6 protein-coding genes are annotated in these 17,153 nt (G+C 40.0%); 3 read left to right on the top strand and 3 right to left on the bottom strand.

From position 1 onward, the window contains the following. Positions 1-79: 79 nt before the first annotated feature. Both MHI48_RS22930 and MHI48_RS22925 read right to left on the bottom strand, forming a co-directional pair. On the bottom strand, positions 80-649 hold the full coding sequence (locus MHI48_RS22930; protein WP_342744286.1) for a tail fiber protein: 570 nt from the start codon (positions 647-649) through the stop codon (positions 80-82). A gap of 30 nt (positions 650-679) precedes the next feature. After that, entirely contained in the window at positions 680-1,018 is a 339-nt protein-coding gene (locus MHI48_RS22925; protein WP_405141871.1) for a phage tail protein, read from the bottom strand. Positions 1,019-1,337: 319 nt separating this feature from the next. Here MHI48_RS22925 and MHI48_RS22920 point away from each other — a divergent pair, with 319 nt between their 5' ends. Further along, the gene (locus MHI48_RS22920; protein WP_076329082.1) at positions 1,338-2,543 is read left to right on the top strand and encodes an S-layer homology domain-containing protein; all 1,206 of its coding nucleotides are present in this window, start codon (positions 1,338-1,340) and stop codon (positions 2,541-2,543) included. Positions 2,544-2,869: 326 nt separating this feature from the next. Here MHI48_RS22920 and MHI48_RS22915 read toward each other — a convergent pair whose 3' ends face one another. Next, positions 2,870-3,865 (bottom strand): hypothetical protein, encoded by a 996-nt coding sequence (locus MHI48_RS22915; protein WP_076329081.1) that lies wholly within the window; start codon positions 3,863-3,865, stop codon positions 2,870-2,872. 772 nt (positions 3,866-4,637) lie between these two features. Here MHI48_RS22915 and MHI48_RS22910 point away from each other — a divergent pair. Together MHI48_RS22910 and MHI48_RS22905 are read left to right on the top strand one after the other, a co-directional pair. Continuing rightward, complete coding sequence (locus MHI48_RS22910) at positions 4,638-9,467, top strand: non-ribosomal peptide synthetase (RefSeq protein ID WP_076329999.1); 4,830 nt, start codon at positions 4,638-4,640, stop codon at positions 9,465-9,467. An 18-nt stretch (positions 9,468-9,485) separates the two neighbouring features. Then, entirely contained in the window at positions 9,486-17,135 is a 7,650-nt protein-coding gene (locus MHI48_RS22905) for an amino acid adenylation domain-containing protein (RefSeq protein WP_405141868.1), read from the top strand. Positions 17,136-17,153: the final 18 nt, after the last annotated feature.

The raw sequence follows: 17,153 nt of genomic DNA, 5'->3' as shown, positions 1-17,153 counted from the left end.
CAGACTAATTTCTATCCTATCATCGGATAATAGAATGTAACCTGTAGTTATGTTTTCTGAGAACTCTATAACTTTTGAATTATAATTTCCTCATGGGAAAAAAAGCGTCCATGCGGGCAGCCTCTTTCCTATATTTATTGTATTTTCTTAACCACGCGAAGGGAATCCGCCTTGCAAACATATGATAAAATTCTGAGTTATAAATAAATGGTTGCATATTGTTATGCGGTTGATAACCGCCGGCTCCTGAGAGACTTTCTGAATTCATAGTTTCTTGTCCAGGGGTGGATCCGAATGAATTCGGGACAGCTGCCCAAACGTTATTTAGTGGAGTTGCCACCGATGGATTGGTTTCAGAAGCTGTTACTTGATGGTTATGTATCGGCATCTCATTAATGGTTAACGTGTGCGCTGCTTCACCCTGTTTAGTGCCCAGAGGAATTGTACTTGACACATGTATCGGTACTCGTCCACGATAGTCTGGAAGTGCGAAAGTAATGATACCATCTCCTCCGTAGACGTTGCCAAGCAAAGAGTAGAGAGCTTGGTTGCTGTTGATCTGCAAGATTTGTCCTTCGCAATAAGCCCAGTTACGAGGGGCATAGTTGTTGGCGAACAATCGGATCTCGCCCAAAAATGGTTCTGACATGAGGTGACCTCCTCTATATTTTTATTCTTTTTAAGGTTGAGACGGGAATATGCCCTCTAGACAGATAATGAACGAAATGACAGTTGAAGGCATCATGCTGTCATGAGCCTGGTTTCCACCGACAGAAGATACAGCTGCAGTGTTCATATTTACAGTAGTGGCTTTATCTGAAGTGTAATAGATTTTTGATGGTGAGTTAGACCAGGTTGCATTACTTGGTGTTGATGTAATTGTAGAGGAATCCGATGCTGTGTACACCGAATGCGTATGTATAGGGAGTTGATTAGATACCAATGTAACCGTCTCATTACCTGTTTTTTGTCCGCGAATAAACGTAGGGTTTGGATGTACAGCCACTCTACCTTGCAAATCAGGCAAAGCAATCTGTGGGCTATCCGATCGTGGGTGAAACTTTCATCATGCCAAGCGGGGATGTTACCATTAGTGCAGAGTTCGAAGATATCTCAGAAACAATACCTTTTTAGTATCGTCGCTCCATTATTTCACCAGTAACCTTGTACTTACTGTCAATTCTTCCAATAGTTCAGGCGGCGGCGGCGGAAGTTCAGGCAATAGTGGCAGTGGAGGTGGCTCAGAAGGTGGCGGAACACCATCGGTAAACCCGCCTCAGCTAGAGCCAAGTGGTGTCCCTGTTATAATAAACGGTAAGTCAGAGAAGATAGACAAGTTGGAAACAAAAATCGTTGACAATAGAACCATAACAACCCTTACGCCGGATCCTAGCAAATTTCTAGAATGGTTGGCGAGAGAAGGTCAGAATGCTGTAGTGACTATCCCTGTGAATGAGTCATTTGATTCCATTGTGGGAATATTAACAGGGGATGTCGTTAAAAAGATGATAGAGCAACCTACCGTCTTGGAACTGGTCACCCCACTTGCTACGTATAGACTACCTGCGAGCCAGATCTCAATTGAGGCGGTAGCGGGTCAACTTGGTGCGGATGATACACTATCAGACATGACGATTGAGTTAACAATCTCAAAAGCTCTTCCTTCGGAATCAAGCATTGCAAAGGACTCGGCGATTTCAAAAGGTGCTTTATTTTTAGTGGATCCTGTCCATTTTACGTTAATGGCTGAATTTAATGGTTTAAGAAAGGAAATAAATCGCTTCAATACGTACGTTGAACGGTATATTTCACTTCCGGAGACCGTCGATCCAAATCAGATCACGACAGGAATTGTTGTAGGTTTGGATGGTTCCACTCATCATGTACCAACTTATGTCGAGAAAAAAGATAATCGCTACCATGCAGTGGTTAATAGCTTGTCCAATAGCTTGTACACACTGGTTTGGCACCCAGTCGAATTTACTGATGTGACGAACAATTGGGCAAAAGACGCAATCAATGACATGGGATCACGAATGATTGTTACGGGAGTTAGGGAGGATATTTTCGAACCGAATAGGAGCATTACACGTGCAGAGTTCTCTGCTATGGTTGTAAGAGGGCTGGGTATAGTACCGATAACTGGCGAAAATTCATTTATCGATGTAAATAAGTCCGATTGGTTTGCTGATTATATCTATACAGATCACGAATATCAATTAATTGAGGGTTATAGTGATGCTGAATTCGCTCCTATGGATACCATCACTCGTGAACAAGCTATGACTATCATTGCGAAAGCGATGAAGATCACAGGCATCAATCCGGATTTATTGCCTGATCAAGTAGACACGTTGATCGGACAATATAAAGACGATTCATCGATTTCAAGCTATGCCAGAGATCATATAGCAGCTGGTTTAGCAATGGGTATTATGAATGGTAGAACAACGACTACGATTCAACCGAAGGACCAAATCACACGTGCTGAAGTGGCTACGTTACTACAGAAATTACTCAAGAAGTCGAATTTAATTCAATAAAAGTAAAAGTGTGAAAGCAAAGGATCAGACCAAGAGGATCTGATCCTTTGTTTATTGAGATACCAATAAGCCAATACTATCGGATTTCAGTCTTCAGTTTCTATAAGGTGCAAAAACACTAAAACCCAGTTTTAGTTATTCTCATGCAGATGAAACTCTTTGCACAAATATCTTATCAGTGTAGAGCTCAACTTATTTTCTTTTATAAATATACACCAAGAAGCCGTTCCTCAATTGGAACGGCTTCTTCCTTCATTGAAGCGAAAATTCGTCGTCTTTTCTATAAACGATTAATGCTCTGACACTGTGGTGTAATTCATTATTGGCTATGTAGAAAAGCCTGAGAGCTCAAAATTACGAATAAGCTTATTCAAGATAGTTTTCTCTTGAGTTATTAAGACATCAATAGAGGACACAAGCTTTAATAATAAGCTATCATCCTTAATCAAGGTATACTTTAATATAATATTTCTTTGATCTTGAGCTAGTTGTACTATCTCTTTATATTCTTTATCAAGATTAGAATTTGTCAAAAAATTGTTCTCTTCCAAATATGCTATTCTTTCAAGCATACATATTTTATGTTCTAATAAGAGGTGGAAGGGTCTAATGTCTGCTCTAGTACTGTCTTGTTTAATTGTTTCAACATATTTCTTGAGATAGTCATATGCCTTAATACCAAATATAGGATTAAGGGGAAGGTAGCTATTTCCATGAACAGTATTAACGGACGAAAGATAATCCTTTATAGAACGTATAACATTATAGATATTAAACTGAGGGATAACATAGTTATTGTAATTATACAAAATAGATAATTTATAATTTGCGTGTGCGTATCCCTCACTAAATTCCTCAAAAGTAACTTGGGTTGAAGCGAAATTTTGATTCTCATCAAACCCCAATACATTAAAATTACCATTTTCATAACCGTAAACAAAAATATTATGTGTATGATGAAATTGATTATGTACATTCCTATGGGGGATATAGAATTCGTCAACATGGGTATAAACATAGCAATCTTTATTAATACTATTGATTACAAAATCAACAATGTTTGTCTGAACATTTGAGAATTCCGGTTTAGATGCATAAGTTTCTAAACAAGGATAGCTAAATAACGGATCATTTGGGAAGTAAAAATCAACAAGATGATCATTTTTATTTTCAAAATATTCAGTATTACAAAGGATTTGAATAAAATTATTATGTAACCAAGGGATATAGTCTGTATAGTTTCCAATTATGGACAAAGGAAAAGCATGATGTAAAAAACCAAGAACCTTTGGCTTTGCAATAGGAAGTACTTTAGTATTCATTTTTACAATCTCCCACTAGTTTATTATAATATTGGACTTATTAAGGGGATAAAAGTAAACATATACTAATTTCACCTAATAAGAAAAAATATCGATAAGCAATAATACTTTTTTTTTGTGAAAAATTCAATCTGTTGTTTTATAAATATTCATGTTCGAATACAATATACTTCTTTCTTGTAAAATCTGCATGTGTCTCTGACAGAATTTATTCGAAGAATTAAAGAATATGAGAATTATAGTGTATTTTAGTTCTACTAACAATGAATTGTAAACACTTTTTTTTGAAAGTATATTCGGACTAATGAGATAATTATAGAATGAAATATAAATAATATGATTTGATGGAAAATTATGATTTTGAGATTGACTATTCACTTAAATTCCAATATCATCAAGTTAATAAGCAATATTTCCCTAATTTATTCTTTCAAACGAAAAAATCGAAACGATTCGAATTCGTAATAGAACGAATTCAAATTTGAGATCACTCTTTTAGTTATATATAAAAAGTGATCAATTTGCAACTTTTTACAAATATGATATAAGCAGTCGAGAAATCACCGAATAATTTCATAGTGATTTTTTGAATTAATTGAATTTCAAAAAAAAAAATATTCTCAAAATTAAGTAATTCGTCTAACAAGGTGTATTCGTGTATTTCTGTCATGAAACCAATATTCCTTTTAAAACTAAAGGAAGCAGAATAATGTAGTGCTACTTTAATGAATTGGAATAATTCATCTCGATCTGTTAAAAAGGAGCAATGATAATGTCACAGCAGGATGAAATAAAAAGCCACTTGAAACAGGTATTAACTGAAGTTCTCGAATGGAATAAGGAAATTGATTTAAACTTGAGCTTTTATCATGCAGGAGGAGACTCTTTGAGTGCACAAGTGCTTATTTCCCTTATTCAACAGCACTACTCCGTTTTAATATCGCATGGCCAACTTGATTCTTTTGAAGATATGGGGACTTTGGTAAACTATGTTGCTTCATCGGCGGGTGATCTCGCTTCCGAAAAACTCCCCAGAGCACCGGTATTGGAATCGTATGCAGCATCTTCAGGACAGAAAAGAATGTACTGGATATCTGAACGGACTGAATCTAATACAAGTTATAACTTGCCGCTTGGATTTAAGATTAATGGTCGACTAAATCCAGAAAAGTTGGAGCAAGCTTTTCTGCAACTTATCCGAAATCACCAAGCTTTCAGAACATCCTTTGAGCTTGTTGGAGGTGAAGTTAGACAAAGGATAAAGCACGACGTTTCTTTTGGAATGGAAAGAATTAATGCATATGAAGATAAGTCATACAATAACGAGTTCATTTCAAGTATTATTCAAAACTTTATTCGACCATTCGATTTAACAAAGGCACCTTTGATTCGGGCTTGTCTCGTTAAAATGAATCAAGAGAATAATATATTGTTGGTCGATATGCACCATATCATCTCAGATGGTGTGTCAATTACGAATATATTGAAAGAGCTTTCATCTTTTTATAATGAGGAGAGGGTACCCAAACAGTCTTTGGACTACTGTGACTTTTCCGAATGGCATAATCAACTTATGGAATGTGACACCTTATTGAAGCAAGAGAGGTATTGGTTGGAACATTTAGAAGGCCACTCTTCCATGATTGAATTACCTTTTGATCAGTCTAGGCCAGCACTCCAGAATTTTGAAGGTAGTCGTTTATGGTGTCAGCTAGACGAGAAGACTACTACCAAACTACGTGAACTTGCTAACCTCACAGGCTGCACGCTTTACGTTATTATGATGACTGCATATCAAATATGGCTTAGTAAGTATAGTGGGAAAGATGATTTGGTCGTTGGAACTACCATAGCTGGAAGAGGGATTCCAGAAACTTGGTCTATGATTGGAATGTTCGCCAATACCGTAGTGTTACGGGGAAATCCTAGTGCTGAAAAAAGCTTTCTTAATTTTTTGAACGATGTTAAAACGCTAACCTACAATGCATTCGAAAATCAAGACTACCCATTTGAGCGTTTGGTCGAAAAAACACATATTCAAAGAGATATGAGTAGCAATCCAATATTCAATGCACATCTAACCCTTCAAAATGTTGGAGAATGGAAATTGAATTTTGATGGTTGCGAAGCGAAAAAACTCGAGATTAATAATCCTGCTTCAAAGTTTGACATTTCGTTAGAAGTCGTGGATGAAGGTGCAACGATAGAGTTCTGTTTGGAATATGCCACTAGTTTGTTTGAAACTCCGACTGCTGAAAGGATGTTGAATCAGTGGCTGTATTTATTAGAACAAGTTGCTGCAGAACCAAACAAGCAAATCGCTAACATTACTTTGGTTGATGAGAAAGAACAGGAGTTGTTATTTGAGGAATTCAATAATACAGAAGTGATTTTTGATAACCTAAGCCTGATTCCGGATGGTTTTAAAGATAAAGTGAGGAAAACTCCAAATCATATAGCCATCATCTCTGGCGATAAAACATGGACATATCATGAATTAAACCAAATGGCAATTAGCATTGCAGAGCGACTTAAAAAAAGAGGTATACAACAAGGTGATATTGTTGGAATATCCTTAGAACGTTCTGTTGAAATGCTTGCAGGAATTTTGGGGATATGGATGGTCGGGGCTGCCTATTTACCAATAGACCCTCATTTTCCAGTCGATCGCATAGAGTATATGGTAGAAGATAGCGGGACCCGATTGATGTTGACTCAATCTAAATTCATCATTCGTTTTACAGAACTTGGTATTCCGTGTATGGAATTGAACTTTAATTCTTTTGTTGCAGCAGAAAGTGAAATCGAAATTAACTCTTGTACGTTGAAATCAGAAGATCTAGCCTATGTAATTTACACCTCTGGTTCAACAGGGAAACCTAAGGGTGTCATGATTGAACACGGTGCGTTAGCCAACCGCATTGAATGGATGCAAAGGGAGTTTCCGTTAACAGAGAGCGATGTCATCTTACAAAAGACAACTTTTACTTTTGATGTTTCGGTGTGGGAATTAGTGTGGTGGATGGTTGCTGGCGCAACAGTTTCGATGTTAAAGCCGGGTGGGGAAAAGGATCCGATCGATATTGCTCAGGCCGTGGTAGATCAAAAAATCACGGTAATGCATTTTGTGCCATCCATGTTCAATGCTTTCTTGAGTTACTGTGAACATTCGCGGAATGATCCTTTTACAGGGTTAAAGTACATTTTTACGAGTGGAGAAGCTTTGCCATATTCAACCGTAAAAAGGTTTGAACAATTAAATGGTTTTAGGGAAACCTCACTGATTAATTTATATGGACCGACAGAAGCGACGATTGATGTTACATACTTTGACTGTAGCGAATATCACCAGTATGAATCTATTCCAATTGGTAAACCGATTGCGAATACAGAGATTCTCATTTTGGATCAAAAAGGGCAACTCCAACCTATTGGTGTGGAAGGAGAACTTTGTATTGCTGGGACAGGATTGGCTAGAGGTTATTTAAATAAAGATACGCTTACAGCAGAGAAGTTTGTCGCACATCCGTTTAAACATGATAGAAAAATATATAGAACCGGTGATGCTGCAAAATGGCTGAATGATGGGAACCTTGAGTATATTGGAAGAATGGATAATCAGGTCAAAATAAGAGGATACCGCATTGAGCCTGGTGAAGTGGAATCTGCCCTTCTTAAACTTAAAATCCTAGAGGCTGTTGTTATTCCAAAACAGGATAACAAGATGCAATTGTTTCTTTGTGCATACATCGTCCCTAAATCGGGTGCAACGTATTCGATATCAGAACTAAGAAATGGATTATTGAAACTTTTACCTGAATATATGGTGCCGACACAATTTGTATTAATGAATAGTCTTCCACTGACGTCAAACGGCAAGATTGATCGTAGAGCATTACCTGAACCAGATGAGGTTATAGCCACAGGGCGAGAATATATTGCTCCTCACACCAAGCTGCAATCCCAGTTAGCTGAGATATGGGCAGATGTACTAGGTCGTGAGCGGATTGGTATACAAGATCACTTTTTTGAATTAGGTGGAGATTCTATTAAAGCCATTCAGATCTGCGCTCGACTGTATCAGGCTGAGTTGAAGCTTGAAATGAAACAGTTATTTAAGAATCCAATATTGGAAGATGTAACTGCCTACATTCAACCTTTAACTTTTGTTGCAACCGAAGAGGAAACTACAGGTTTAGTTGATCTTACTCCTATCCAACATTGGTTTTTTGAGTTGTATTTACAAGATTCAAATCATTGGAATCAGTCAATCATGCTTCACCGTAAGGAAGGCTTCCATACTGAAGGCGTGAAGTTCATTTTGGAACAGTTGGTAGATCATCACGATGCTTTAAGATTAAGCTTCAGGTCACACAATAATTTAATTACACAAGAGTATCAAGAAGACTTCACGTACGAAAACCTTTTGCTTGAGGTTAACCTGAAAGATTCAACACTTGTGAACGAGCGTATTGATACTGAAATAAGGCACATTCAAGAGGGGGTTCATCTGAGTAGTCCTCCCTTAATACGTGCGGGGTTGTTTCGAACGAATGAAGGAGACCATCTGTTGTTAACGGCACATCATCTTGTAGTGGATAGTGTTTCATGGCGTATCCTTTTAGAGGACTTTATCTATGGATATGATAAATGGCTGAAAGGTGAGAAAGTAATTTGGCCCCAAAAATCTAACTCATTTAAAGAATGGTCTACGATGTTACATCGTTATGCAAATAGCAATGAACTGCAGCAAGAACGGTCTTATTGGGAAACGATAGAAAAAGTTTCGATGATCCCTTTATCCAAAGACGGGGTTTCCATCAGTAATACTGCGCGGGACAAAAAAGAGGTAGTAGTTGAAACAAGTATTGATGTAACTCGTGAACTTCTCACTAATGCGCACAAAGCATACAACACGGAGATAAATGATCTTTTATTGGCCGCTCTTGGAAAAGCAATAAATCTTTGGTCGCCTGGCCAACAACATATGAAACTGATGCTTGAGGGGCATGGGAGAGAAGAGTTTAACGAGAGAACTAATGTGACTCGGACCGTAGGGTGGTTTACTTCGATGTTCCCTGTTAATGTTCCGCTCAATCATGAGAAGTGGAGTGAGTGGATCAAGACGACAAAAGAAACACTCCGTTGTATTCCGAATCGAGGCATCGGATATGGAATATTAAAATACTTGTCCAAATCAGGCTTGAATACCAACATTCCTGACGGAACTCCTCCAGAAATTTTGTTTAACTATTTAGGGCAATTCGATTGGAAGCAAAATAGTTTAGGTATAGAGATTAATACTGGTGGGACTAAACATCTTATTGGTCAACAAAATAAAAGAGCATTTAGTTTGGAAATTGTTGCATGGGTTGAAATGGAACGTTTGAAGATTCGTCTCGAATATAACAATGGAGAGTATACCGAAAAAAGTATTAGCAGTTTTGCAACCGAATATGTAAATCAGATTAATGAATTGGTCAATCACTGTCTTTCTAAAGAGGTGATAGAGTATACACCGAGCGATTTTGGAGCTCAAAATCATTTAGATGATGATGAACTAGCATATATTCAGATCCTCGCACAAGGATTACAAAACTAAAAATGTAGGAGACATATCATGAGCAAAAAACAAGGAATCAAGACAATCTATCCGTTAAGCCCTCTCCAGGAAGGGATTGTATTTCATACACTTTATGATCAGAATCCGAAGGTATATTTTGAACAAATCTCGTTCGCAGTTGTTGGGGATTTTGATCATCAATTGTTTATAGAGGCTTATAAGGCTCTCTGTGATCGACATGATATTTTACGAACTATTATTGCCCACGAGAAACTATCTAAACCGATGCAAGTGGTGCTCCATTCACTAGAATTCGATATATATGAGAAAGATATTAGTGATTTATGTGATGAAGAATGTGAAGAGTTTGTAGAATCTTATAAAGAAAATGATATTAATAAAGGTTTTCAAATGGTCGGTATAGCGTTACACAGATTGGCTCTTTTCACACAACAAGGGAAATTCCACGTGGTATGGAGTCATCATCATTCTTTGCTTGATGGTTGGAGTGTGGAACTCCTTCTTAAAGAATGGTTCCAAATTTATTGGGCGAAAGTAGAAGGAGGTAATGCTCTCCTCGGTAAGCCTGAACCATTCCGGTCCTATGTGGACTGGCTAGAGAAGCAAGATAAAAATGGAGCGGCAGACTATTGGGAAAAGTTCACCGCGGGATATGAAGAAAAAGCTTCGCTTCCTTTTCGAAAGATGAGTTCCGAAAGAGAAGGTAGTCATTTCAAACGAATTGACTTTGCGTTTAACGAAGAAGTGACAAGTCAGCTGAAAGATCTCTCAAGAACTACCGGGGTTACGCTTAACACCGTTATACAAACACTTTGGGGGATTCTGTTACAAAAATATAGTGGTCATGAAGATGTGATTTTTGGAACGGTTGTATCGGGCAGACCAGCTAGTGTAATTGACATCGAAAAAATGGTAGGTTTATTCATTAATACTATCCCTGTGCGTATATCCGCTGAAAGGGATGCCAGTTTACCCGAGGTAATGAGGCTTATCCAAGAGGGATCATTAGAGTCAGAAGCGTACAACTTCTTCCCACTTTATGAAATTCAAGCGCTTTCTTCGTTAAAGCAAGATTTAATGGATCATGTTTTAGTTTTTGAAAACTATCCTAACCGTTTTAACTGGGAAGGGATTAACGATGATGAGCATGGATTTCATATTGAAGGGGTCTCTAGATTTGAAGAAACAAACTTCTCATTTGGCCTTATTGTTCATCCATCAGATCGTTTAGAATTTTCTATACTCTACGATACATTGAAATATGAGAGTGACGGAATTGAGAATATTCCAAATCATATGCTTTGTTTGGTAGAGAGCATGCTTGATTCTCCAAATGGAAAAATCAGTGAGTATGAAATTGTTCCGCAGTCAGAGCTTAAGCAACTTGAAAACTATATGGGAGAAAATGAGTGGTTTGATCGTGATGTCACAATTCAAGAGTTATTTGAAAAACAAGTCGAGAAGGCACCAGATCAAATCGCTTTAATTACTGGAGATATCTCTTGGACTTACTTCGAACTTAATAGAAAAGCCAATTGCATTGCACATCATTTAAGACACGATATTGGAATTAAACCCGGAATGTTAGTAGGGATAATGACAGATCGTTCCTCAGAAATGATAGCAGGGATTTTAGGAATATGGAAAGCTGGGGGAGCGTACTTACCTTTAGACCCGGACTATCCAGAAGATCGACTGTCGTACATCATTTCAGATAGTGGAGTGGAGTGGGTTCTTTCCCAAACTAATATGAAAAATCTACTCCAAAGTCTTGGTGTAAATGGACTTTATCTGGATGAGGCGACTTTTCAAAAGCAGGAGATAACTTTTGAAAACTTATCTGTTGTAAATCAGCCAGATGATCTAGCATATATCATTTATACATCTGGATCTACGGGTAGACCCAAAGGGGTCATGGTCGAGCATCGTGGTGTATCAAACTTAAGTGAAGCATTCAAAAAAGAATTACAAATTGTACAAAATGATAGGATCCTTTTGTTTGCGAGTATTTCGTTCGATGCATCGGTGTTAGAGTTGGCAGAGAGTATTTTACAAGGGGCAACACTCTGTATTCCAAATAATGAAACGATCCACGATCCATGGGAGATGACACAATGGATGACTACACATCAAGTTACAATAGCCACCTTCCCACCCGGATTTGCAGTGTACCTTGATGTTGAACAAATGCCTTATTTGCGTGTGTTAATAACGGCCGGTTCATCATCTTCTATGAATTTGGTTGAAAAGTTTAAGTCTATCAGATACATAAATGCCTATGGACCTACTGAATACACGGTTTGTTCAGCTCTTTGGAATTTTAATTCTGATGAAATGCTAGATAAGAACGTACCTATCGGTAAGCCCATTGCCAATACAGAGATTTTCATCATGAATCGCTGGGGACAACAACAACCTATTGGGGTAGTTGGAGAATTATGCATTGCGGGAGTAGGGTTGGCACAAGGATATCTTAATCGGTCTGATCTCACCGCAGAAAAATTTGTGGAGCATCCATACAAACCGGAAGAGCGAATGTATAAGACAGGGGATTTAGCTAGGTGGTTACCGAATGGGAATCTGGAGTACTTTGGACGGGTTGATCATCAGGTGAAAATACGGGGATTCCGTATTGAAATTGGAGAAATCGAGAGCGCCATGCAACGGCTATCAGGCGTACAAGATGCAGTTGTATTGGCAAGAAACGATAAGGAAGGCCAGCTTTACTTAGTAGCTTATGTGGTCATGGGCACTGAAACAACATCAATGGATGTGAACATGATTCGGAGTGGTTTAAAAAAAGAACTTCCGGATTTTATGGTTCCCGAACGATTTATCGCACTGGAGAAGCTCCCGTTTACGCCTAATGGAAAAGTGGATCGTAAAGCCTTGCCAGAACCAAAGGATGGGATGACAAGTGGAAGGGCTTATGCTGCACCGCGTGATGAATGGGAAACCAAAATGGTTCAGGTTTGGCAGGATGTATTGGTGAGAGAACGGATCAGCATCTATGATCATTTCTTTGAGCTAGGCGGACATTCATTAAAAGCGATGGCTTTAGTGTCAGCCCTTCAAAAACAATTGCAGATCGAGATGCCTCTTCGACAGATATTCAATACCCCGATTCTCCATGATTTAGCTCAATATGCAGCGCGAGCAGCTCAGAGTCGGTTTGAGCCCATTCAACCGTTAGCGCCTAAAACGGCATATCTTGTATCATCTGCCCAGCGTCGATTGCTGATTCTCAATCAAATTGGTGAGAAACAGACAAGTTATAACATGCCTATGGCGGTTCGGCTTCAGGGTGACCTGGATGTGGAGAAACTCGAAACTGCCCTTCAAAGGATGGTCGAAAGACACGAAGCTTTGCGTACTTCATTTACATGGGGCGACGGCGAGCCGCTGCAGATCATCCATGAGAACGTCCCGTACCGGTTAGAGCGGCTCGGACAGTTGGAGGCCAGCGAGAAGTTAGGGAGTTCCCTGCGTCAGAAACTGAGTGAACTCATCCAGCCATTCGATTTACAACAAGCTCCACTCATGCGAACTTGGCTTGCGGAACAGGGGCAGTCGGATTATGTATTAGTGATGGACATGCACCATATTATTTCAGATGGAGTATCTACGGCATTATTTTGGGATGAACTGTCCCGGATATATAGGGGCGAAACTCTAGAACCGCTAGAGCTGAGCTACAAGGATTACGCGGCGTGGGAACAGGCACAAATGGATAGTGAGTCCATGAAAGATCAGGAATCTTACTGGCTGGATCAATTATCCGGAGAGCTTCCCATACTGGAACTTCCTCTTGATCGACCGCGTCCACTGGTGCAAAGCTTTGAAGGTGACCGAATCACATTCGAATTGGAAAAAGAAACAACAGATCGACTGCAAGAACTGGCAGCGAAGAGTGGCAGTACACTGTACATGGTACTCATGGCCGCGTTCCAAGTGTGGTTAACCCGCTACAGTGGTCAAGAAGACATCGTAGTGGGTACCACTATTGCTGGGCGTCGTCACGCTGATACGGAACAGATGTTAGGTATGTTCGTAAACACGATAGCTCTGCGGGGAGCACCAACAAGAGAGAAAACATTCACTGCGTTCTTGTCGGAAGTGAAGACAACATTGTTACAAGCCTATGAAAATCAGGAGTACGCCTTTGATCGGTTGGTAGAAAAGCTGGAAGTTAGACGGGATGCGAGCCGTAACCCTCTGTTTGATGCTTTATTTTCGATGCAAAACACAGCTATAGGTGATTGGGGGTTGTCTGAATTAAAACTGGATCCATTAGAGATTGAATGGAGTATTTCTAAGTTTGATTTAACTTTAGAAGCCTGGGAAACCGATGTGGGTATTGTCTTTGGCTTAGAATATGCAAGTCAGCTGTTTGATCGAACGACCGTACAGCGGATGGGGGATCACTGGTTAAAACTCCTTCAGGAGATTGCATCTGAAATGGAGCTAACTATCGGGGCCATCGAAATGATATCCGAGCCTGAACGGGAAGAGCTACATCGATTTAATCGCACGGAAGTTCCGTTAGATATCGAGAAAACGGCAGCAGACTGGTTTGAAGAACAGGTGGCAGAAAGACCGAAAGCAACCGCACTGATCTTCAATGAAACTTGCTGGACGTATGATGAATTGAATCGGTTGGCGAATCGAGTGGCTTGGCATTTGCAAGCAACGGGCATTGGCGCAGGACGTCTCGTCGGCATTATGGCAGATCGGTCGGTCGAGTTGATTGCAGGAATTCTAGGGGTTTGGAAAGCAGGAGGGGCTTACGTTCCACTGGATCCTGATTATCCAGAAGAACGCATTGCCTATATGCTGATGGATAGTGGCGTGGACGTGGTGTTGACGCAAAGCCATCTTGAGGAACGGGTCACTCAGCATGGTGTGAGCAGCGTTTGTATGGAAGCATTGGCCGAAGAAGCGGAAGAAGTAGTCAATCCGATGCGAACGAATGCAGCTGGAGATATCGCTTATGTCATCTATACATCGGGATCGACTGGAAAGCCAAAAGGTGTGATGGTAGAGCATCGAGGTGTTGTGAATTTAAGACAAGCATTACGTAATCAAATGAATATCACTCCTTCGGAACGTATTCTTCAATTTGCGAGCATTTCTTTCGATGTATCGGTAGCAGAAATTGTGCAAAGTTTGTTATCAGGCGGCGTGTTATGTATGCCAGACCGTGAAACGGTGCGGGATGCATGGAAACTAACTCAATGGATGGCGGAGAAACAGGTGACGATAGCGACCTTGCCACCGGGTTTTGCACTGTATGTTGATGTTCAGCACCTACCCAAACTACGGATGCTGATTACAGCGGGATCCGCTGCGACCGAAAGTTTGTTGGAGCACACCAAAGGAATCACTTATTTCAACGCCTATGGACCTACCGAAAGTACAGTATATGCAACCATGTGGCAAAGACCTGCTGGTCAAACGCAAGGATCTGTACCGATTGGTGGTCCCATCGATAATACGGAAATTTATATCATAGATGAGGCCGGACGGATGCAACCCATTGGCGTCGTCGGGGAACTGTGTATAGCCGGGATCGGCCTTGCTCGCGGGTATCTAAATCGAGCAGAGCTCACGGCGGAGAAGTTTGTAACTCACCCGGATAAACCTGGGGAACGGATGTATAAGACCGGAGACTTCGCGCGTTGGTTGCCGGATGGAACTCTGGAGTACCTTGGTCGGAAAGATGATCAGTTGAAAATTCGCGGATACCGCATTGAAATTGGTGAAATCGAAGCTGCGCTGGACCAGATGGATGGTGTGCGTGAGGCGGTGGTTGTGCCACGGAAAGATCAGGAGGAGCAAGTATACCTGTGTGCTTACTGCGTACCCGTAGAAGAGGGAACAACCGGATCACAACTGAGAAGTGGTTTACTGAGAATCCTGCCTGAATATATGGTGCCTAGCCGAATCGTCATTATGAGCCAGCTACCGCTGACGTCGAATGGAAAGGTAGATAAAAAGGCACTGCCGGAGCCGGAAGAGGCGAAGGCAGCAAGAACATCTTATGTGGCACCAAGAACTCAAATGGAAGAAGACATGGTGGAAATTTGGCAGGAAGTGCTGGGAGTCAGCCAAGTCAGCGTCGACGATCACTTCTTTGAGCTTGGTGGGGATTCCATAAAAGCTATTCAAATTAATGCTCGATTGTACAAGAAACGATTGAATTTAGAGACGAGACATTTATTCAAGCATCCGATTTTAGAAGACGTGGTGAAATACGTCAAAGCGTTAGAACGGAAAGCAGCTCAGAATGTTGCAGGTTCTATACTACCAACACCAATTCAAAGCTGGTTTTTTGAACAAGAATTTGATCAACCAGAGCATTGGAACCAAGCTATCATGACTTGCAAGAAAAGTGGATACAATCCGAAATATTTAAGCGATAGTTTGTCTTACTTAGTTGCTCAGCACGATGCTTTAAGAATAAGTTGTCAAACAGAAAGAAATTCATTTGAACTTAAATATGAAGAAGTCATTGACACAAGTACTGTATTCAACATATTCGATTTTAGAGACGAAGTAGAACTACACGAGCGCATTCGAGAAGAAGCCAACAAACTGCAAAGTAGTTTTCAATTAGATAACCCGCCCTTGTTTCGAGTAGGGTTATTCCAAACTAACGCTGGAGATTATTTACTTCTTATTGCACATCATCTCATTATAGACGGTGTATCATGGCGTATCATCTTAGATGATTTACATGAGATTTATGATCAAATAGAAGCGGGTAAATCACCTGTCTCACCGGATAAGACAGACTCGTTTCAGGCATGGTCACATTTACTGAAACAATATGTGAACGATCCTAAATTTGAAGAGGATTCTACGTATTGGAAAAAAATGGCGAACTATGAGCCACAGCGGTTACGTACGGAAGGACAAGCATGGAGTGGTTGTTGGAAGGATAGTAGAACGGTTTCCATCCGTCTGAACTATGAGGAGACTCAGGGGTTAATGACGGAAGCTCATAAAGCGTATAACACAGAGATGAACGATCTGCTACTTAGCGCTCTTGTTTGCACAATGAAAACTAAAATGGGATTAGATCGTTTTGGAGTTATGATGGAGGGCCATGGAAGAGAAAATTTGGATGCAGACATTAATGTTTCTCGGACAGTAGGTTGGTTTACCTCGTTATTTCCTGTATTTTTATCTCATTCTTCAGGAGAATTGGGAGAACTTATAAAAGAAACAAAAGAAACAATAAGGCAAATACCTAAACATGGAATTGGCTATGGGATGATGAAATACTTATCCAGTTCAGAGTCGAGCTTCCCGTTCAAGTCCGACTTGGAACCGGAAGTCTGCTTTAACTACTTAGGTGAGTTCTCTTCAGGAAAAGGGTTTGAGTTATCTTCTTATGATGTAGGAACAGTTATAGGTGGAATCAACAAGCGATCATTTGTATGGGACTTCGTTGCTATTGTAGAGGATGGAGAAATGAAGATAAATCTGACATTCAATGGTGGCGAGTTCCTTGAAGAAACGATGATGGGAATTCTAAAGGAATATAGTCAACAGTTACGTGAGGTTTCTCAATATTGCCGAGAAAAAAATGAGACAGAACATACACCAAGTGATTACACGATGAAAATTTCCCAGTCTGAGCTCGATGAATTAGCTCAAGAAATAGAATTTTCAATCGATTAAAGAAGTGGGAGTGGAGTT

This window comes from Paenibacillus sp. FSL H7-0942 (genome assembly GCF_045040715.1).
Classification (GTDB): domain Bacteria; phylum Bacillota; class Bacilli; order Paenibacillales; family Paenibacillaceae; genus Paenibacillus; species Paenibacillus amylolyticus.
The sequence above is the reverse complement of the archived record's forward strand: the minus strand, read 5'-3'. Positions and strand labels throughout refer to the sequence as shown.

Bases quoted from the DNA above. Each gene is read 5' to 3' on its own strand.
- MHI48_RS22930 (WP_342744286.1), bottom strand. From the start codon at position 649: ATGTCAGAACCATTTTTGGGCGAGATCCGATTGTTCGCCAACAACTAT.
- MHI48_RS22915 (WP_076329081.1), bottom strand. From the start codon at position 3,865: ATGAATACTAAAGTACTTCCTATTGCAAAGCCAAAGGTTCTTGGTTTT.
- MHI48_RS22910 (WP_076329999.1), top strand. From the start codon at position 4,638: ATGTCACAGCAGGATGAAATAAAAAGCCACTTGAAACAGGTATTAACT.
- MHI48_RS22905 (WP_405141868.1), top strand. From the start codon at position 9,486: ATGAGCAAAAAACAAGGAATCAAGACAATCTATCCGTTAAGCCCTCTC.